Origin of the sequence: Piscinibacter gummiphilus, from assembly GCF_002116905.1 — a bacterium.
Taxonomy (GTDB): Bacteria; Pseudomonadota; Gammaproteobacteria; order Burkholderiales; family Burkholderiaceae_C; genus Rhizobacter; species Rhizobacter gummiphilus.
In genome coordinates, this window is the sequence record NZ_CP015118.1 from 5,505,167 (window position 1) to 5,522,786 (window position 17,620).

Annotated in this window: 17 protein-coding genes; 9 read left to right on the top strand and 8 right to left on the bottom strand. The window is 69.6% G+C overall.

What is annotated here, in order from left to right; translation table 11 throughout:
* Window positions 1–5: 5 nt before the first annotated feature.
* Both A4W93_RS25145 and yihA read right to left on the bottom strand, forming a co-directional pair.
* Window positions 6–908, bottom strand: a complete 903-nt coding sequence (locus A4W93_RS25145; RefSeq protein WP_085753220.1) for an alpha/beta fold hydrolase — start codon at window positions 906–908, stop codon at window positions 6–8.
* Entirely contained in the window at window positions 905–1,612 is a 708-nt protein-coding gene (gene yihA / locus A4W93_RS25150) for a ribosome biogenesis GTP-binding protein YihA/YsxC (RefSeq protein ID WP_085753221.1), read from the bottom strand. Before yihA ends, A4W93_RS25145 begins: the two co-directional genes overlap by 4 nt.
* 62 nt (window positions 1,613–1,674) lie before the next feature.
* Between yihA and A4W93_RS25155 the strand changes: the two genes are divergently transcribed.
* The 6 genes from A4W93_RS25155 (at window position 1,675) to A4W93_RS25180 (ending at window position 8,134) form a co-directional block, all read left to right on the top strand.
* A complete protein-coding gene (locus A4W93_RS25155) occupies window positions 1,675–2,301 on the top strand; it encodes a c-type cytochrome (protein ID WP_085753222.1) in 627 nt (208 codons plus the stop codon).
* Window positions 2,302–2,405: 104 nt separating this feature from the next.
* Window positions 2,406–4,547 (top strand): cytochrome c biogenesis protein ResB, encoded by a 2,142-nt coding sequence (locus A4W93_RS25160; protein WP_085753223.1) that lies wholly within the window; start codon window positions 2,406–2,408, stop codon window positions 4,545–4,547.
* Window positions 4,544–5,899 (top strand): c-type cytochrome biogenesis protein CcsB, encoded by a 1,356-nt coding sequence (gene ccsB / locus A4W93_RS25165; protein WP_085753224.1) that lies wholly within the window; start codon window positions 4,544–4,546, stop codon window positions 5,897–5,899. The genes A4W93_RS25160 and ccsB overlap by 4 nt, the downstream gene beginning before the upstream one ends.
* Before the next feature lie 73 nt (window positions 5,900–5,972).
* The gene (locus tag A4W93_RS25170; protein WP_085753225.1) at window positions 5,973–6,335 is read left to right on the top strand and encodes a hypothetical protein; all 363 of its coding nucleotides are present in this window, start codon (window positions 5,973–5,975) and stop codon (window positions 6,333–6,335) included.
* Between the two features lie 112 nt (window positions 6,336–6,447).
* Complete coding sequence (msrP, locus tag A4W93_RS25175) at window positions 6,448–7,440, top strand: protein-methionine-sulfoxide reductase catalytic subunit MsrP (RefSeq protein WP_085753226.1); 993 nt, start codon at window positions 6,448–6,450, stop codon at window positions 7,438–7,440.
* A gap of 31 nt (window positions 7,441–7,471) precedes the next feature.
* Entirely contained in the window at window positions 7,472–8,134 is a 663-nt protein-coding gene (locus A4W93_RS25180) for a protein-methionine-sulfoxide reductase heme-binding subunit MsrQ (protein WP_085753227.1), read from the top strand.
* A 2-nt stretch (window positions 8,135–8,136) separates the two neighbouring features.
* On the opposite strand, the gene A4W93_RS25185 is transcribed toward A4W93_RS25180, so the two are convergent.
* From A4W93_RS25185 to A4W93_RS25200, 4 genes are all read right to left on the bottom strand, one after another.
* Window positions 8,137–8,754 (bottom strand): hypothetical protein, encoded by a 618-nt coding sequence (locus A4W93_RS25185; protein WP_085753228.1) that lies wholly within the window; start codon window positions 8,752–8,754, stop codon window positions 8,137–8,139.
* 66 nt (window positions 8,755–8,820) lie between these two features.
* Window positions 8,821–9,333, bottom strand: coding sequence for a GTP-binding protein (locus A4W93_RS25190; RefSeq protein WP_085753229.1), 513 nt, complete (start codon window positions 9,331–9,333; stop codon window positions 8,821–8,823).
* Window positions 9,330–9,962: a hypothetical protein gene (locus tag A4W93_RS25195; protein WP_085753230.1), complete on the bottom strand. Its 633-nt coding sequence runs from the start codon at window positions 9,960–9,962 to the stop codon at window positions 9,330–9,332. The genes A4W93_RS25190 and A4W93_RS25195 overlap by 4 nt, the downstream gene beginning before the upstream one ends.
* A 3-nt stretch (window positions 9,963–9,965) precedes the next feature.
* The gene (locus A4W93_RS25200) at window positions 9,966–11,864 is read right to left on the bottom strand and encodes a glycoside hydrolase family 15 protein (protein ID WP_085753231.1); all 1,899 of its coding nucleotides are present in this window, start codon (window positions 11,862–11,864) and stop codon (window positions 9,966–9,968) included.
* 91 nt (window positions 11,865–11,955) lie between these two features.
* On the opposite strand from A4W93_RS25200, the gene A4W93_RS25205 reads away from it, so the two are divergent.
* Both A4W93_RS25205 and otsB read left to right on the top strand, forming a co-directional pair.
* Window positions 11,956–14,208 (top strand): alpha,alpha-trehalose-phosphate synthase (UDP-forming), encoded by a 2,253-nt coding sequence (locus A4W93_RS25205; protein WP_085753232.1) that lies wholly within the window; start codon window positions 11,956–11,958, stop codon window positions 14,206–14,208.
* A 20-nt stretch (window positions 14,209–14,228) separates the two neighbouring features.
* Entirely contained in the window at window positions 14,229–14,987 is a 759-nt protein-coding gene (gene otsB, locus A4W93_RS25210) for a trehalose-phosphatase (protein ID WP_085753233.1), read from the top strand.
* A 42-nt stretch (window positions 14,988–15,029) separates the two neighbouring features.
* On the opposite strand, the gene A4W93_RS25215 is transcribed toward otsB, so the two are convergent.
* Window positions 15,030–16,340: a chloride channel protein gene (locus A4W93_RS25215; protein ID WP_085753234.1), complete on the bottom strand. Its 1,311-nt coding sequence runs from the start codon at window positions 16,338–16,340 to the stop codon at window positions 15,030–15,032.
* 52 nt (window positions 16,341–16,392) lie between these two features.
* Window positions 16,393–16,908 (bottom strand): pilin, encoded by a 516-nt coding sequence (locus A4W93_RS25220; RefSeq protein ID WP_237357622.1) that lies wholly within the window; start codon window positions 16,906–16,908, stop codon window positions 16,393–16,395.
* A 91-nt stretch (window positions 16,909–16,999) separates the two neighbouring features.
* Here A4W93_RS25220 and A4W93_RS25225 point away from each other — a divergent pair, with 91 nt between their 5' ends.
* Window positions 17,000–17,578 carry a TetR/AcrR family transcriptional regulator gene (locus tag A4W93_RS25225; protein WP_085753236.1) on the top strand — a complete coding sequence of 193 codons (579 nt, stop codon included), beginning with the start codon at window positions 17,000–17,002 and terminating at the stop codon, window positions 17,576–17,578.
* Window positions 17,579–17,620 lie beyond the last annotated feature (42 nt).

A 17,620-nucleotide genomic window follows, 5' to 3' on the forward strand; every position in this document is an offset into this window, starting at 1 on the left:
GCCGGTCAGCGCGCCAGCGCCGTCTCGATCTCGGCCGCGATGCGGCCGGGCATCTCGTGCACGATCCAGTGGGTGGCGCCCGGGATGCGCACCACGGTGAGGTCGGGCACGAAGGCCTCGAGCCCGTCGAGCAGCGACGGCGGCAGCGCGCGGTCGGCCTCGCCCCACACCACGTGCACCGGCACCCGGATCGTCACGGCCTCGGGCGGGAACACCACGCTGCGCACTGCCGAGTCGGGCCCGGTGGGGGGGCGCAGCGGCGACGCCCGGTAGTAGTTCACCGGTCCTGTCAGCCCGACCGACCACACGGCGCGGTACTGCGCACGGACCTCGTCGGTGAGCCAGCCACCGCCCGGGTGGTCCGGGTCGGTGGCCCCGCTGCGGTCGAACAGGTGCCACAGCATCGCGAAATCGTCGGCGGCGAGCCGGTCTTCCGAACCCGGCTCGTTGAAGTCGTTCATGTAGGCGCTGGCCGCCTGCTGCACGGGGTTGCCCAGCAACTCACGCAGGAACACCGCGGGGTGCGGCGAATTGACGATGAACAGGCGCTCGACGAGGGCCGGGAACGCGGCGGTGAAGGTCCAGGCGACCGCACCACCCCAGTCGTGCGCGACCAGTGCGGCGAGCCGGCCTCCGAAGGCCCCGACGAGGGCCCGGATGTCGCCGATCAGGTGCTTGGCCCGGTAAGGCTCCACGCCGGCCGGGGTCGACGAGCGCTCGTAGCCCCGCAGATTCGGCGCCACGCAGCGGTAGCGGCCGGCGAAGTGTTCCAGCAGCGGGTCCCAGACGAACGCCGCCTCGGGGAAACCGTGCAGGAACATCAGCACCGGTGCGTCCTCCGGGCCGGTCACCCGGCAGCTGAGGGTGATGCCGTGGGGCAACGTGATGTCCTGGACGGTGATGGTCATGGCGTCGGGGTTTCCTCGGGGTGGGTCCACGCATGCAAGACCTGGGCGGCATCGCCGACCCCCGACTTGTAGAGCGCGGAGAAGAGCGACATGCTGACGTCGGCCTCGTCGGTGGACAACTCGCCCAGCACGTCCTGGGCGGCGGCCAGCGACTTGTCGGCGTCGCGGCGGTTGAGCTTGTCGGACTTGGTCAGCAGCACCAGCAGCTTGACCGAGCCATTGCCCACGCGCGGGGCCACGAACTCGAGCAGCTGGCGGTCGAGGTCGGTGAAGCCGAGCCGCGAATCCACCATCAGCACCACCCCGGCGAGCGACCGGCGCAGCTCCAAGTAGTCAGCCATCACTTTCTGCCATCTCAGCTTGGCGCCACGGGCCACGGCGGCGTAGCCGTAGCCGGGCAGGTCGGCGAACAGGGCGTCGGCCTGCAGCTTCGGGCCCAGCTCGAACAGGTTGATGTGCTGCGTGCGCCCGGGCGTCTTCGACGCGAAGGCGAGGCGCTTCTGCTGGGTGAGGGTGTTGATGGCGGTGGACTTGCCGGCGTTGGAGCGGCCCACGAACGCGATCTCGGGGAGCTCGGTGGCGGGCAGGTGTTCCAGCTGGCTGGCCGTGGTCAGGAACCGGGCGGTGTGGGTCCAGGCGAGTGCCGACTTCTCCGCGCTGGCGGCGTCGGCGACCGGGGGATTCGAATTGTTTTGCTCGGTCATGCGGGAGCCCAAAACTTGCATTGTAAAATCGCTGGGTTTTGCACAAGGAATCGCCTCACGCCATGAAGTCTTTTGCACCTGTGTTGTCCAGCCTCCTGTTGACCGCTTCGCTCACCGCGCCGGCAGTCGCCGCGGACCACGCACCCGCGAAGCCTGACCTGGCCAAGGGAGAGGCCATCTCCACGAACGTCTGCGCCGCGTGCCACGTGGCCGACAACACCCGGGGCGCCCCGGCGAACCCTCTGCTCAAGGGCCAGCACCCCGAGTACCTGGCCAAGCAGTTGCACGACTTCAAGGAAGACAAGCGCAAGAACGCCGTGATGAAGGGCTTCGCCTCCGCGCTGAGCGAAGACGACATCCGCAACGTCACCGCCTTCTACGCCAGCAAGGCCCCGTCGAATGGCACGGCCAAGAGCAAGGCCACCATCGCCCTCGGCGAGAAGATCTACCGCGGCGGCATCGCCGACCGTGGCGTGCCCGCCTGTTCGGGCTGTCATGGCCCCACCGGCAGCGGCCTGCCGTCGCAGTACCCGCGCCTGCGCGGCCAGCACGCCGACTACACCGTGGCCCAACTGCTTGCCTTCCGTGGCAACACCCGCACCAACAGCCCGCAGATGGTGGGCGTGGTCGCGAAGATGAACGACGCCGAGATCAAGGCCGTCGCCGACTACATCGCCGGGATGCGCTGAACTTCCCGCGGGTTGTCTGCTCCAAGAGGCCGGTCCGTTGACCGGCCTTTTTTGATGCGGCGGCCGCATCGCACGCCCCTGTTCTCCCGTTCCGCCTGAAGTCCATGGCCGCCTCCCCCTCCGGCATCCGCGTGCATTCCGGCTCGCGCCTCCTGCGCGACGCCATCGAGCTGCTGTCGTCGATGCGCTTCGCGATCTCGCTGCTGACGCTGATCTGCATCGCCTCCGTGATCGGCACCGTGGTGAAGCAGAACGAGCCCGCCGCGAACTACGTCAACCAGTTCGGGCCGTTCTGGTCGGAGTTGTTCGCCACGGTGGGCCTGACCCGGGTCTACAGCGTCTGGTGGTTCCTGCTGATCCTCGCGTTCCTGGTGCTGTCCACCACGCTGTGCATCCTGCGCAACACGCCGAAGATCCTCACCGACCTGCGCCAGTACAAGGAGCACGTGCGCGAGCAGAGCCTGCTGTCGTTCCACCACCGGGGCCAGGCCGACCTCGCCGAGACGCCCGAGCAGGCCTACGCCCGCGTCACGGGCGTGCTGGCCGGCGACGGCTGGCGCGCGAAGGTGCAGCAGCGGCACGAGGACGGCACCTGGCGCGGCACGATGATCGCGGCGCGCAAGGGCGCGGTGAACAAGCTCGGCTACATCGCGGCGCACTCGGCCATCGTGCTGATCTGCATCGGCGGCCTCCTCGACGGCGACCTGATCGTGCGCGTGCAGATGCTGCTGCAGGGCAAGACGGCGTACCACGGCAGCGGCCTCGTGAAGGACGTGCCCGCCGAACACCGCCTGGGCCCGGGCACCCTCACCTTCCGCGGCAACATGGAGGTGCCCGAGGGCGCCCGGCGCGGCACCGCGATCCTCACGCAGCAGGACGGTGTCGTGCTGCAGGACCTGCCATTCGACATCGAGCTGAAGAAGTTCGTCGTCGAGTACTACGAGACCGGCATGCCCAAGCTCTTCGCGAGCGACATCGTCGTGCACGACCGCGACACGGGCGAGGCGAAGGCCGTCACCGTGAAGGTCAACGAACCCGCGTTCCACCGCGGCGTGGCCATCTACCAGAGCAGCTTCGACGACGGCGGCTCGCGCCTGAAGCTGCGCGCCTTGCCGCTGCAGGCGGGCGTGAAGGGTTTCGACCTCGACGGCACGGTGGGCACATCCGGCACCTTGCCGCTCGTGGGCGTGGCCGACGGCGAGAAGCTGACGGTCGAGTTCACGGGCCTGCGCGCCATCAACGTCGAGAACCTGCAGGCCACCGGCAGCGGCACCGACGTGCGCAAGGTCGACCTCGTCGACAGCGTGCAGGCCCACCTGGGTTCCGGCGCGAAGGTGCGCCACCAGAAGGAGCTGCGCAACGTGGGCGCGTCGTTCAGCTACAAGCTGCGCGACGCGGCGGGCCAGGCGCGCGAGTTCAACAACTACATGGCGCCCGTGGACCTCGACGGCCAGCGCGTCTACCTGGCCGGCGTGCGCGACACGCCCGCCGAGAATTTCCGCTACCTGCGCATCCCCGTCGACGACCAGGACGGCATGGACCGCTGGCTGCACCTGCGTGCCGCGCTGCAGGACCCGGCCCGGCGCGAGGCCGCGGCGGCACGCTACGGCAAGCTGGCCACGCCCGCCGACAAGCCGGCGATGACGCCGCAGCTCGTGACCACGAGTCGCATCGCCCTCGACCTGTTCGCCGGTGCGATGCCGCCCGGCGACGGCGAGAAGCCGCTCGGCGGGCTGCCGGGCCTCTCGCGTTACCTCGAATCGAAGGTGCCCGAGGCCGAGCGCGCACGGGTGTCGGAAGTGATGCTGCGCGTGTTGAGCGGCAGCCTCTTCGAACTCGTCAACCTCGACCGCGAGGCCGCCGGGCAGAAGCCGCTGCCGGGCGACACCGCGACGCAGGCCTGGATGACGCAGGCCATGATGTCGGTGTCGGACAGCCAGTTCTATCCGGCCCCGGTGCTGCTCGAACTGATGGACTACACCCAGGTGCAGGCGAGCGTGTTCCAGGTGGCGCGCGCGCCCGGCAAGACGCTCGTGTACCTGGGCTGCGTGGCGCTGATCATCGGCGTGTTCGCGATGCTCTACGTGCGCGAGCGCCGGCTGTGGATCTGGCTGCAGCCCGCCGAGGGCGGCGGCACCCACGTGCGCACGGCGCTGTCGACCACCCGGCGCACGCTGGACGCCGACGCCGAATTCGAGACCTTGAAGTCGGCGCTGCTGACCCCGGCCGCAGGCAGGACCCCATGAACACGACCACCACCACCACGACCACCCTCGACTTCGGCCGCACCGGCTACTTCTCGGGCCGCAGTGTGTACGACTGGCTGTTCGCGCTGGCGGTGCTGGCCGGTGGCGCCTGGGCCTTCGCGCGGTACGGCGGGTCCATGGACATGTACGAGAAGCCCATCTTCGCGGCCACGCTGCCGTCGCTGGTGGCGCTCGGCTGGTTCTGGGGTCGCCTGCGCGGCCTGTCGCTCGGGGTCGCGGCCGCCGTGCTCGCCGCCATCGCGCTCTACCACCAGCACCTCGACGGCTTCGGCGCCGACCTGTCGAAGGCCGACAGCGTGTTCCTGCTGAAGTACTTCCTGTCGAGCCAGAGCGCCATTCTCTGGATGAGCGTGCTGACGTTCATGAGCACCGTCTTCTACTGGGTGGGCCTGCTCGCCCCGGGCGAGGACAACACCGCGCTGAAGCTCGGCTCGCGTTTCGCGTGGGCGGCCGTGGCGATGGCGCTCGTGGGCACGTTCGTGCGCTGGTTCGAGAGCCACCAGATCGCCCCGGACGTGGGCCACATCCCCGTCAGCAACCTGTACGAGGTGTTCGTGCTGTTCTGCTGGCTCACCACCACGTTCTACCTGTACTACGAGCAGCACTACCGCACCCGTGCGCTGGGCGCCTTCGTGATGCTCGTGATCAGCGCGGCCACCGGCTTCCTGCTCTGGTACACCGTGGTGCGCGAGGCGCACGAGATCCAGCCGCTGGTGCCGGCCCTGCAGAGCTGGTGGATGAAACTGCACGTGCCGGCGAACTTCATCGGCTACGGCACCTTCGCGCTGTCGGCCATGGTGGCCTTCGCGTACCTGGTCAAGCAATCGGCGGAACAGTCGCGCTGGTGGCAACTGGCCCCGCTGTTCCTGCTGGGCATGGTGCTGTGCCTGGAGCCGGTGGTGTTCCGCAAGAATCCCATCGAGGCGCTGAGCAGCTACTGGGCGGTCTACTTCGGGGTGGCCGCGCTGGTCACCGGCGGCATCCTGGCAGCCCGCCGCCGCATCGCGGCCCGGCTGCCGGCGCTGGAGGTGCTCGACGACGTCATGTACAAGGCCATCGCGGTCGGCTTCGCGTTCTTCACCATCGCCACCATCCTCGGCGCCTTCTGGGCCGCCGAGGCCTGGGGCGGGTACTGGAGCTGGGACCCGAAGGAGACCTGGGCGCTGATCGTCTGGCTGAACTACGCCGCCTGGCTGCACATGCGGCTGATGAAGGGCCTGCGCGGCCCGGTGGCCGCGTGGTGGGCCCTGGTCGGGCTGGCGGTGACCACGTTCGCCTTCCTGGGCGTCAACATGTTCCTGAGCGGGCTGCATTCGTACGGCGAACTTTGATGCCCGCTTTCATGCCGGCAGGGTCGGGACGGGTCTATAGTGCGTACATCGCAGCCCCCCACCGACCTGCACCATGCCTTACGTCCGACGTGGCCCCGACGGCCAGATCGACAGCCTGCACCGCCAGGGCGCCGAGGGCATGGAGTTCCTGCCCGACGGCCACGCCGAACTGATGGTGTTCCTGGGGCACACCGCCCCGGCCACGAGCGACTTCGGCCGTCTCGACGCCGACTTCGTGCGCGTGATCGAGGACGTGATCGACACGCTCATCGTCAAGAACATCATCAACATCACCGACCTGCCGGGCGAAGCCCAGGCCAAGCTGTTCGCGCGCAAGAACTTCCGCGAACGCATGTCGAAGAGCTCGCTGCGGCTGTTCGTCGACACCGGGTTCAACTCGCTGATCGACGACACCAACTTCGGCGAGTTCCGCTGACGGGTCCGGCCGCGGGGGTTCCGCCCCCGCGCCAGCGGAAACCGGGAACTGGCGGTAAGGTACGCGGGTCCCACACGGCCCGGATCGTCCGGCCGTCCCAAGGAGTTTCCTCATGCTGTTCCTCAAGGACCGCGGTTTCCAGCACCCCGCGGCGTCGGAGATCACCCCGCGCACGGTGTACGAGCAGCGGCGCCGCCTGCTGCAGCTGATGGCCGCCGGCAGCGGCGGCCTCGCGATGGCCGGCTGGGCCGCCCGCGACGCGATGGCGCAGATCCCCCGCCCGAACAAGCTGGCCGCCCTGCCCGGCGCGCGCAGCACGGTGCCCGGCGCCACCACGATGGAAAAGCTCACGGCCTACACGGACGTGACCACGTACAACAACTACTACGAGTTCGGCACCGACAAGAGCGACCCCGCCCGGGCCGCCGGTTCGCTCAAGACCCGCCCGTGGACCGTGGCCGTCGAGGGCGAGGTGAAGAAACCCCGCACGTTCGACATCGAGGAGCTGCTGAAGCTGGCCCCCATGGAGGAGCGCGTGTATCGGTTGCGCTGCGTTGAAGGCTGGTCCATGGTGATCCCCTGGGTGGGCTATTCGCTGTCCGAGCTGATCAAGCGCGTGGAGCCCACCGGCAACGCGAAGTTCGTCGAGTTCGTCACCCTGGCCGACAAGAAGCAGATGCCCGAGCTGGGCTCGCACGTGCTGTCGTGGCCCTACGTGGAGGGCCTGCGCCTGGACGAAGCCATGAACCCGCTGACGCTGCTGGCCTTCGGCCTGTACGGCGAGGTGCTGCCGAACCAGAACGGCGCCCCCATCCGCCTGGCCGTGCCCTGGAAGTACGGCTTCAAGAGCGGCAAGTCCATCGTGAAGATCCGCTTCACCGAGAAGCAGCCCGCCACGTCGTGGAACCACGCCGCCGCCTCCGAGTACGGTTTCTACTCGAACGTGAACCCCAACGTGGACCACCCGCGCTGGAGCCAGGCGAAGGAGCGCCGCATCGGCGAGGACGGCCTGTTCGCGAAGAAGCGCGCCACGCTGATGTTCAACGGCTACGAGGCCCAGGTGGGGCAGCTGTATGCCGGCATGGACCTGAAGAAGCTCTACTGACCCGCAGCTCCCCAGCACCCCACGTTCCGCGATGCCGTCCGCCGTTCCCCAGGCCGCACCCCCAGCCGCGGCCCCGGCCCGCCGCAAGCCCCTGTTGCTGCACCCCGCAGCCAAGGTGCTGCTGTTCGTGGCCGCGCTGCTGCCGCTGGCCTGGTACGTGTGGGGCGCCGTGGCGAACACGCTGGGCGCCAACCCCGCCGAGGCGCTGATCCGCGGCATGGGCGACTGGACCCTGCGCTTCCTGTGCCTGACGCTCGCGGTGACCCCGGTGCGGCAATGGACGAACACCCCGGCCCTCGCCCGCTTCCGCCGCATGCTGGGCCTGTTCGCGTTCTTCTACGGCTGCCTGCATTTCCTCTGCTACGCGTGGCTCGACAAGGACCTGCTGCTGTCCGACATCCTGCCCGACATCGCGAAGCGGCCGTTCATCCTCGTGGGCACGCTGTCGCTGCTGCTGATGCTGCCGCTGGCGGCCACGTCGTTCAACCGCGCCATCAAGGCGCTGGGGGCGCCACGCTGGCAGCGGCTGCACCGCCTCGTGTACGTCACCGTGCTGCTCGCGCTGCTGCACTTCTTCTGGATGCGGGCGGGCAAGAACAACTTCGCGGAGGTGGGTGTGTATGCGGCCATCGTGGCGGTGCTGCTGGGGTGGCGGGTGGTGAATGCACTGCGCCGGAAGCGCGCCACGGCTTGACATCAGGGAAGGCGGTCCGACGACTTCTCGCTCAGCTTTCCCTTGAGAAAAGTGAGCAGGACCCTGGGGCGGGTCTTGTCACCGTAGTGACCCCAGGCGTAACGCTGCTCATGGCCGTTGAACGTGAGGATGTCGGCCCGCAATTCGCCTTCACAGCCGAAGGCTCGCACGGCGGCGGCAAGATCAGTCTCGAACGGCTGCAGTTGATCGTAGGCCGCACGGGTGGGTTCGCAGGATGACGACGGCTTGTCCTCGGCCACTGAGAAGTAGCCACTGCGCATGAACAGCCCGAAGGGTGCCCTGAAAACCAACTCCATGCTGCGCCGGCCCTGCTGCAGGTCGGCCCACCGGTAGATCTTGTCCTCGGCGGTGGCGAGGGTCGGCGCCGGTTCGAAGCCCGGACAGCCGATGCGCTTGAGGGCCTCTTCCTGTGTCAGGTGGAGCACCAGCCCGTCGTACGTGGCCCGGTCGGGGAAACAGGCCGTGCGGTCATTCGTGGGCGGAGGAGATGGCGCGGCTTCGGCCGCGGCGACCTCGTCACCACCACCGCCACCACAGGCGGCCAACGTGGACACGGCGAGCAGGAAAACAGCAGTGACACTGCGGAACGAACGGGACATGACGAAGCCTTTGCGATGAGCCTTGGAAGACCTCCAGTCTCCCGCCGCCCCCGCCCCGTACTCCCTTCAGCCCCCCCGACTTTCCAGCTGCACCAGCAACAGATCCACCAGCGACAACACCTGCCCCCGATCCCGCACGTCCACCGCCACCACCGGACACACGACCCCGTGCCGCGCCGCCACGTCCGCGAACGCATCCAGCCCCGGCTCGTTGCCCGCGTGCATGCGCGCCACGCCGATCACGCAGCCCGTGCGCGCGATGAGGTCGAGGAAGTTCTCGAGGTAGATGGCGAGGTCGGCGAGTGGCGCCGGCCTCGCGTGGTCGACGAGCACGACGAGGCCCATCGCGCCGTCGGCGAGGGCCCGCCACGTGGGCTCGAACCGGCGCTGCCCCGGGGTGCCGTACAGGCGCAGCCGGTCGCCGTTGTCGAGCACCACGTCGCCATGGTCGACCGCAACGGGGACGCCATCGCCGTCCACGGCCTCGCTGACCAGCGGCACGCCCAGCAGCGAGGACACGGCGGTGGACTTGCCCACGCCGATGGTGCCGGTGAACAGAATGCGGTGTTCCTGGTTCATCGTGGCCCCTCGAGCCCGAGTTTCGAACGGATGCGGGAGAAGAGCCCCGCGTTGCCGGCTTCGTCGGCGTGTGGATCGTCGGGATCGATCAGCCATTGCGCCACACCGTTCGCATGCAGCACCGCGGCGAACGCATGGCACGTGGCCAGCGGGATGTTGGACTTGGCCGACAGTTCGTCGATGGCGAACGGCCGCGCGCCGAGCATCGTGGCGAGCCGCAGGTAGCGCAGGTCGGACCCGAGCAGCGCGTCGGGCGGCCAGCGCAGCAGTTGCAGGCGGCGGCCCGGTCCGGCCGCGACGGGGCGAGCCTCCCCCGTGTCCGAACGCCCCGGCCGCAACATGCCCTCGTCGAGCGCCAGCTGGCCGCTGACCCGGTCGAGCTGGCTCCACAGGTCGTCGGCCCGCAGCGGCAGCGCCACGTTCATGGCCGCCGCGCCCGCGGGCAGGTCGCCGGTGAAGCCCACCGGCACGATCACGAGGTGCACGGGGTCGGCATCCACCGCGGTCCAGCGGTCACGCGTGCGGCCCGCCAGCAGGCGCACCATCGAGCGCACGACGAGGCCGTCGCGTTCGGAGAACCCGACGAGGCGGAAGCGCCGGTCGACCGCGCGGGAAGCTGCGGACGCCATCGGTCAGACCACCGTGTCCCAGGGTTTCGACAGTCGCATCGCGCCGTTGATGATGCCCACCATCGAGTACGTCTGCGGGAAGTTGCCCCACAGCTCGCCGGTGTCGGGCTTCAGGTCTTCCGACAGCAGGCCCACGTGGTTGCGCCGCGAGAGCAGCGTCTCGAAGATCTCGCGCGCCTGCTCGACACGGCCGATGCGCGCGAGCGCGTCGATGCGCCAGAACGAGCAGACGTTGAACGCGGTCTCGGGCCGGCCGAAGTCGTCGGGCGCCTCGTAGCGGCGCATGAACGGACCGTCGCACAGCGTGGCCTCGAGCGCGTCGACGGTGGCGACGAACCGCGGGTCCTTCGGATCGATGAACCCCACCTCGGCCATCAGCAGCACGCTGGCGTCGAGGTCGCGGCCGCCGAAGCTCTCGACGAAGGCCTTGCGTTCCTCGTTCCACGAGGCCTCGAGGATGCGGCGGCGAATCACCGCGGCGCGGTCGGCCCACAGTGTGTGGCGGTCCCGCAGGCCCAGCGTGGTGGCGATCTTCGCGAGGCGGTCGCACGCGGCCCAGCACATCAGCGACGACGACGTGTGCACGCGCGAGCGCGTGCGCAGCTCCCACATGCCGGCGTCGGGCTGGTCGTGCAGCTGCCACGCGCGCTCGCCCATGGGCTCGAGCGCGGCGAAGTCGTCGACGTCGGCACGGCGGAACAGGCGGTGGTCGTGGAAGGCCTGAGCCGCGCCGAGCACGATGTTGCCGTACACGTCGTGCTGGAAATGTTCGTAGGCCTGGTTGCCCACGCGCACCGGACCCATGCCGCGGTAACCGCCGAGGTTCGCGAGTTCGCGCTCGACGAGCCCCTCCTCCAGCCCCACGCCATAGAGCGGCTGCACGTGGCCACCGTCCGCACTGCGCACCACGTCGTGCACCCAGCGAAGGTAGTCCTCCATCGTGCCCACCTCGGACAGGCTGTTGAGCGCACGCACCACGAAGAACGCATCGCGCAGCCAGCAGTAGCGGTAGTCCCAGTTGCGCTGGCTGTTCGGGGCCTCGGGGATGCTGGTGGTCATGGCCGCCACGATGGCGCCCGTGTCGCCGTACTGGCACAGCTTGAGCGTGATGGCCGCACGGATCACGGCCTCCTGCCATTCGAGCGGCAGCGCGAGGCGGCGCGTCCACTCGCGCCAGTACAGCGCGGTCTGTTCCTCGAAGTCGCGTGCGGTTTCGCCGATGCCGCTCGAGATGGTCTCGTCGGGCCCCAGCAGCATGCTGATGGGGCCGTGCAGCGAGAACCAGGTTTCATCGAGCACGTACGTGAGCGGCGCGTCGGTGCTCAGCCGCAGCGTGCCGGAAGGCGACACGTAGCGCACGTGGTTGCTGCCGCGCGTGAGCGTGGGGGCGACGGTGCCCCATTCGCTGCGCGGCCGCACGATGAGCCGCACGCGCGGCCGCCCGCTCAGCGGACGGATGCGGCGCACGAGCTGCGCGGGATGGAACATGCGCTCGCGCACCCAGAAGCGCGGCGCGAAGTCGGTGACCTCGATGCCGTGGCCCGCCGCATCGAAGAGGCGCGTGCGCACGACGGCCGTGCCGGGTTCGTAGAACTGCTCGCTGCGCACGGCGCCTTCGAGTTCCACCGCGAGCGTGCCGTCGTGGCCCACGCCCTCGCCCGAATCGAGCAGCGCGTGGAAGACGGGATCGCTGTCGAAGCGCGGCATGCAGCACCACACGATGCGTGCGTACCGGTCGACCAGCGCGCCGATGGCGCAGTTGCCGATGAGCGCGAGATCGAGCGTGGCATCGCGCTTCAGAAAGGGGTTGTCAGTTGCAGGTCCACTCACAGCGACTCCTTTGTTTGTAGGGCTTGTCCGACACGAGAAACCGCCGATTCGACACAGCGGCCCACTGTACATTCGTCCGCATGGATTTGTGTGATGCGAGTCCATTCCCCTTCGCTTCAAAGACCTCGGTAACGGTCCCTGCTGCGGGCCTTCCGTCAAGCCAATGAACTCTCTGAGACTGCAGCTTCGCTTCCTCCTGCCGCTCGTGCTCACGTTGATCGCGACGGCCTATCTCGTGCTACCGCTGATGGACCGCCTGACGCTCAGATGGTTCTCGCGCGACCTGAACCTGAGGGGCTCGCTGGTCGCGAGCGCGCTGTCCGACTCCATTGCCGAGAACCGCCAGGACTTCAAGACACGCCGCCTGCAGACGCTCATCGATCGCGCCGCGCAGGACGAACGCCTCGTGGGCATCGGCCTGTGTTCCATCGAGGGCGAGGTGGTGCGCCGCACGGCCGGCTTCCCGACCGACCTCACATGCGAGAAGGCCCGCGAGATCGCCGGCAAGAACGAATCGCAGCTCAAGCTCGAGGGCGGTTCGGTGCAGGTGGGCATGCACCCGATCAACGGCGACAACGGCCGCATGGCCGACCTCGTGATCCTGCACGACCTGAGCTTCCTCGAACGTCGCAGCCAGGACACCCAGAAGTACCTCATCATCCTGATCGCGAGCCTCGGCCTCGCGATGACCCTCATCACCGTGGTCGTCGCGCAGCTCAGCTGGCGCGGCTGGATGGCCGGCGCCCGCGCGCTGCTGCGCGGCGAAGGCGTGCTGATGCCGATGTCGCCCACGTCGCCGGCCGCGGCCGCGCCGCCCGAGCTCGCGCCGCTCGCGGCCGACCTGCGCGCGCGCCTGCGCGACCTGGAGGACGAGTACCGCCGCGCGCAGGGACCCGACGCCGAATGGAACCCCGAGCGGCTGCGCACGCTGCTGCGCACCACGCTGCGCGGCGACCAGGTCATCGTGGTCTCCAACCGCGAGCCCTACATCCACGAGAAGGGCCCGGACGGCGTGATCGTCAAGCGCCCGGCCAGCGGCCTCGTGACCGCGGTGGAGCCCGTGATGCGCGCGTGTTCCGGCACGTGGATCGCCCACGGCAGCGGCAGCGCCGACCACGACGTGGTGGACAGCAACGACCGCGTGATGGTGCCGCCGGGCCACGACGAGTACGTGCTGCGCCGCCTGTGGCTCACGCCCGAAGAGGAGCAGGGCTTCTACTACGGCTTCTCGAACGAGGGGCTCTGGCCGCTGTGCCACGTGGCCCACGTGCGCCCGGTCTTCCGCGAGGCCGACTGGAACCGCTACCGCGAAGTCAACCAGCGGTTCGCCGACGCGGTGGTGGCCGAGGCCGTGGTGGAGGACCCGGTGGTGCTCGTGCAGGACTACCACTTCGCGCTGCTGCCCGCGATGATCCGCAAGAAGCTGCCGCGCGCCACCATCCTGACCTTCTGGCACATCCCGTGGCCCAACCCCGAGTCGTTCGGCATCTGCCCGTGGCGCCGCGAGATCCTGGAAGGCATGCTCGGCAGCACCATCCTCGGCTTCCACACGCGCTTCCACTGCAAGAACTTCATCGAGACGGTGGACCGCTACCTCGAGGCGCGCATCGAACACGAACACTCCACCATCTCGTTCCACGACGACGACACGCTGGTCGAGAGCTACCCCATCTCGATCGAGTGGCCCTCCGACCGCGAGGTCGCCACCTGGGCGCCGGTGGACGTGTGCCGCCGCAACGTGCGCGAACGCTTCGGCTACGGCCCGGACCACTACATCGCCGTGGGCGTGGACCGCTTCGACTACACGAAGGGCATCCTCGAGCGGCTGCATGCCGTGGAACGTCTGCTCGAGAAACACCCCAAGTGGGTCGGTCGCTTCTCGTTCATCCAGGTGGCCGCACCCTCGCGCAGCTCGCTGGAGGAGTACCGCTCGTTCCAGGACCGCATCCAGCAGGTCACCGAACGCATCAACAAGCGCTTCGGCTCGGAGGGCTACCTGCCGGTGCACCTGCTGGCCGAGCACCACGAACACGCGGCGTTGATCGAGCTGTACCGGGCCGCGGAGATCTGCGTGGTCACGAGCCTGCACGACGGCATGAACCTCGTCTGCAAGGAGTTCGTGGCGGCGCGCGACGACGAGCTGGGCGTGCTGATCCTCAGCCGCTTCGCGGGCGCGGCGCGCGAGATGCCGGAGGCGCTGATCGTCAACCCGTACCACGTCGAGGAGTGCGCGGACGCGCTCGAACAGGGCCTCGCGATGCCGGCCGCCGAGCAGCGTGAACGCATGGCCAGCCTGCGCGCGAGCGTGCGCGAGTTCAACGTCTACCGCTGGGCCGGCCGCATGCTGGCCGACGGCGGCCGCTCACGCCTGCGCGACCGCATCCAGGCGCGCCTGAAGCGCCACCAGCGCGCCTGAACCGCAGGGACGACCTCGTGATGAAACACCTCTTCACCCCGCCCGGCGAGCAGGCACTGCACACGGTGATGGCGCTGCGCCCGCTGCTCGCGTTCGACTTCGACGGCACGCTCGCGCCCATCGTGGCACGGCCCGACGACGCCCGCGTGTCGGCCGCCATCGCGCAACAGCTGCGCCAGCTCGCCACCATGTGCCCCGTCGCCATCGTCACCGGCCGCAGCGTGGCCGACGTGGCCCAGCGCCTCGGCTTCGATCCGCACTTCATCGTGGGCAACCACGGCGCGGAGGACCCGCTCGACACGGCGCCACCCCACACCAGCCCGTCGCTCGACGCGCTGCGACTGCGCCTCGCGGCGGCCGGGCCCGCGCTGGCCGCGGCCGGCGTCTCCATCGAAGACAAGCGCTTCTCGCTCGCGCTGCACTACCGCCTCGCCCGCGACCGCGATGCGGCCCAGGTCGCCATCGACCAGTTGCTCGTGTCGCTGGAACCCGGCCTCGAAACCTTCGGCGGCAAGTGTGTCGTCAACGTGGTCGACACCACGGCGCCCGACAAGGGCGACGCGGTGGTGAAGCTCGTCGAGCGCACCGGCGCGGACGCCGCGGTGTTCGTGGGCGACGACGTCAACGACGAGTCGGTGTTCGTGCGCGCGCCGCCGCACTGGCTCACGGTGCGCATCGGCCGTGACGACCCGCGGTCCCGCGCGGCCTACTTCCTCGACGGGCACGCCGAGGTGGCGCTGTTCCTCGGGATGATGCTCAACGCGCTGTCCACACCCTAGGGGTCTGGGCGGCAGAGGGAAGGGCTCGCGCCGCCCAGACTCCTAGCGCGGCACCCGCTCCAGCTGCAGCTGGGCCAGCGCCGGGTACAGCGGCGGGCTCAGCAGCTTCGACACCAGGCTCGCGAGCAGCGCGCAGGCCATCAGGCTCAGCACCATGCCGTGGCCGTCGACCATCTCCATCACGATGATGAAAGCGGTCAGCGGGGCCTGCGTCACGGCGGCGAGGAAGCCCGCCATGCCGAGCGCGATCAGCGCCGGCGCCTCGCGCGCGCCGGTCAGCCAGGCCACGTCGTTGCCCAGCGCCGCGCCGATCGACAGCGACGGCGCGAAGATGCCGCCGGGCACGCCGCTCCACGCCGTGATCCAGGTGGCCAGGAACTTGAAGAGCACGTAGACCGCCGGCGTGCCCGGCTCGCCCTCGAGCATCGCGCGGGTGGGCTCGTACCCGCCGCCGTACGTCGCGCCGGCCGTGACGATGCCGATCACGGCGACCGCCAGCCCGCACAGCGCGGCGAACAGCACCGGCCGGCGCGCGCGCAGGCGGCTGGCGCGGTCGGTGCCGCCGGACAGCGACGTGACCATCAGCCGCGCGAACAGGCCGCCTGCGAGGCCGCTCAGCGCCGCCACGAGCAGGCCCGGCCCCAGCAGCGAGAGGTGCAACTCGGGCACGCGAATGACGCCGAAGTAGGTGGAGTTGCCGTAGATCGACACGGCCATCAGGCCCGCGAGCACGATGGCCGCGACCAGCAGCCCGCTGCTGCGCTGCTCGGGCCGCCGGGACAGCTCCTCGATGGCGAACATCACCCCGGCCAGCGGGGTGTTGAAGGCCGCGGCGATGCCGGCCGCGCCGCCGGCCACGAGCAGGCCGTGCGCGGTGACCGTGGAACGTTCGGGCAGCCACCGGCGCAGGTGGTGCATCACGCCGGCCGCGATCTGCACCGAGGGACCTTCGCGCCCCAGCGACAAGCCCGCGAGCAGCCCCCACGAGGTCGCGAGCATCTTGAACACGGTGAGCTTCACCGACACGAAGAGCCCGTGGTGCGTGGGCGGCACGGCCGGCTCGAGTGCGGCCATCACCTGCGGGATGCCGGAGCCCGAGGCGCCCGGCGCGAAACGCCGCGTGAGGTAGACGATCAGCGCGGCCGAGAGGGGCGTCCACAGCAGCGGCGACCACCAGGCCAGCGACGTCAGGTGCTGGAACAGGTCCAGCGACCGCTCGGCCATCCACGTGAAGGCGACCACCACGAGCCCGGCCAGCGCGGCGAATGCCAGCACGAGGCCCCGCGTGACCCAAGGGCGCCAGTCGGAGAACTCCTGACGGACGTTGGCAACGGGATCGTGGGGTTCGTTCATGGTCGAGGCAGGGTGAGAGGCACGGCCGGCTCCAGCAAGTCCCGCGCCCGCGTCAGCCGGCCTTGGGCTTGGGCGCGGTGTTCTGGCACCGCAGTGGCAGGTAGCGGGCCGGGACGTCGGTGACGTCGTCGCCCTGCGCTGTCATGTTGCCGGGCACCGGCGCGGCCGCGCACAGCCACACGAGCGGCACCTGCGGATAGCCCTCGACGAAGGCGGGCCGCCACGAAAGCCGCTTGCCCTTCAGCGCCGCATCGGCCGCGTTGCCGAACACCAGCACCAGCGCCCCGTCCGCCACGGCCACCGACGACAGGTGGTTGCTGACGATCTTGTCCGGCGGAGGCAGGCCCGCTTCGACGTTGTCGGCGGGAAAGGTTTTCGTGGCCACGTACCGCGCGTCGATGGCGCCGCGGGCGAAGGCCAGGCCGTCGAGGGCATCGGCCACCTGCTTGCGCACGATGCGGTCCCGGTACGACGGGATCGCCATCATCGACAGGATCGCGATCACGACGACCACGACCATCAGTTCGAGCAGCGTGAAACCGCGGGGGGCGGCGTTCGGGCGATTCATCCATCGGCACTGTACCGGCATTCCCCACCGCCGCCGCAGGGCTTTGGCGCCAGCATATGATGATCATCATAATTCGGTCCGGACCAACGCCATGAACGAGACCCCATCCCGCAAGGAACAGACGCACGACCGCATTGTGACAACCGCGTCGCAGGCCATCCGCCGCAAGGGCTACGGCGGCATCGGCGTGGCCGACATCATGAAGGAGGCGGGACTCACCCACGGCGGCTTCTACGCCCACTTCGCCTCGAAGACCGACCTGCTCGCCGAGGTGGCCGACCGCACGGGCGCCGAGAGTCTGGCGCGCCTCGGCCGCATCGCCGACCGCGCGCCGGAGGGCGAATCGCTGGCGGCCATCGTCGACGCCTACCTCTCCGACAAACACGTCGAATCCCCGGAGACGGGGTGCCCGGTCGGCGCGCTCGGCTCGGAGCTGGCCCGCCAGGAAGCCCCGGTGCGCCGGGCCGCCACCCGGCGCATGAAAGAGGTGATCGACCTGCTCGGCCGCCAGTTGCCCGGCTGGGCCGAGGGGGCGGACCGCGCCCAGGCCCTGGCCACCTACTGCACCCTCGTGGGCGCGCTCACCATCGCTCGCGCGGTGGACGACCCGGCCTTCTCCCGCGCCGTGCGCGACGCGGCCCGCGACCTGATCCTGGGGCCGCGCGATTGAGCGCGGCACCATCGATGACGATCATCATATTCTTTGCCTGAA

Coding starts and splice junctions, on each gene's coding strand:
- A4W93_RS25145 (WP_085753220.1), bottom strand. CDS start 908: ATGACCATCACCGTCCAGGACATCACGTTGCCCCACGGCATCACCCTC.
- yihA (WP_085753221.1), bottom strand. CDS start 1,612: ATGACCGAGCAAAACAATTCGAATCCCCCGGTCGCCGACGCCGCCAGC.
- A4W93_RS25155 (WP_085753222.1), top strand. CDS start 1,675: ATGAAGTCTTTTGCACCTGTGTTGTCCAGCCTCCTGTTGACCGCTTCG.
- A4W93_RS25160 (WP_085753223.1), top strand. CDS start 2,406: ATGGCCGCCTCCCCCTCCGGCATCCGCGTGCATTCCGGCTCGCGCCTC.
- ccsB (WP_085753224.1), top strand. CDS start 4,544: ATGAACACGACCACCACCACCACGACCACCCTCGACTTCGGCCGCACC.
- A4W93_RS25170 (WP_085753225.1), top strand. CDS start 5,973: ATGCCTTACGTCCGACGTGGCCCCGACGGCCAGATCGACAGCCTGCAC.
- msrP (WP_085753226.1), top strand. CDS start 6,448: ATGCTGTTCCTCAAGGACCGCGGTTTCCAGCACCCCGCGGCGTCGGAG.
- A4W93_RS25180 (WP_085753227.1), top strand. CDS start 7,472: ATGCCGTCCGCCGTTCCCCAGGCCGCACCCCCAGCCGCGGCCCCGGCC.
- A4W93_RS25185 (WP_085753228.1), bottom strand. CDS start 8,754: ATGTCCCGTTCGTTCCGCAGTGTCACTGCTGTTTTCCTGCTCGCCGTG.
- A4W93_RS25190 (WP_085753229.1), bottom strand. CDS start 9,333: ATGAACCAGGAACACCGCATTCTGTTCACCGGCACCATCGGCGTGGGC.
- A4W93_RS25195 (WP_085753230.1), bottom strand. CDS start 9,962: ATGGCGTCCGCAGCTTCCCGCGCGGTCGACCGGCGCTTCCGCCTCGTC.
- A4W93_RS25200 (WP_085753231.1), bottom strand. CDS start 11,864: ATGTACAGTGGGCCGCTGTGTCGAATCGGCGGTTTCTCGTGTCGGACA.
- A4W93_RS25205 (WP_085753232.1), top strand. CDS start 11,956: ATGAACTCTCTGAGACTGCAGCTTCGCTTCCTCCTGCCGCTCGTGCTC.
- otsB (WP_085753233.1), top strand. CDS start 14,229: ATGAAACACCTCTTCACCCCGCCCGGCGAGCAGGCACTGCACACGGTG.
- A4W93_RS25215 (WP_085753234.1), bottom strand. CDS start 16,340: ATGAACGAACCCCACGATCCCGTTGCCAACGTCCGTCAGGAGTTCTCC.
- A4W93_RS25220 (WP_237357622.1), bottom strand. CDS start 16,908: ATGAATCGCCCGAACGCCGCCCCCCGCGGTTTCACGCTGCTCGAACTG.
- A4W93_RS25225 (WP_085753236.1), top strand. CDS start 17,000: ATGAACGAGACCCCATCCCGCAAGGAACAGACGCACGACCGCATTGTG.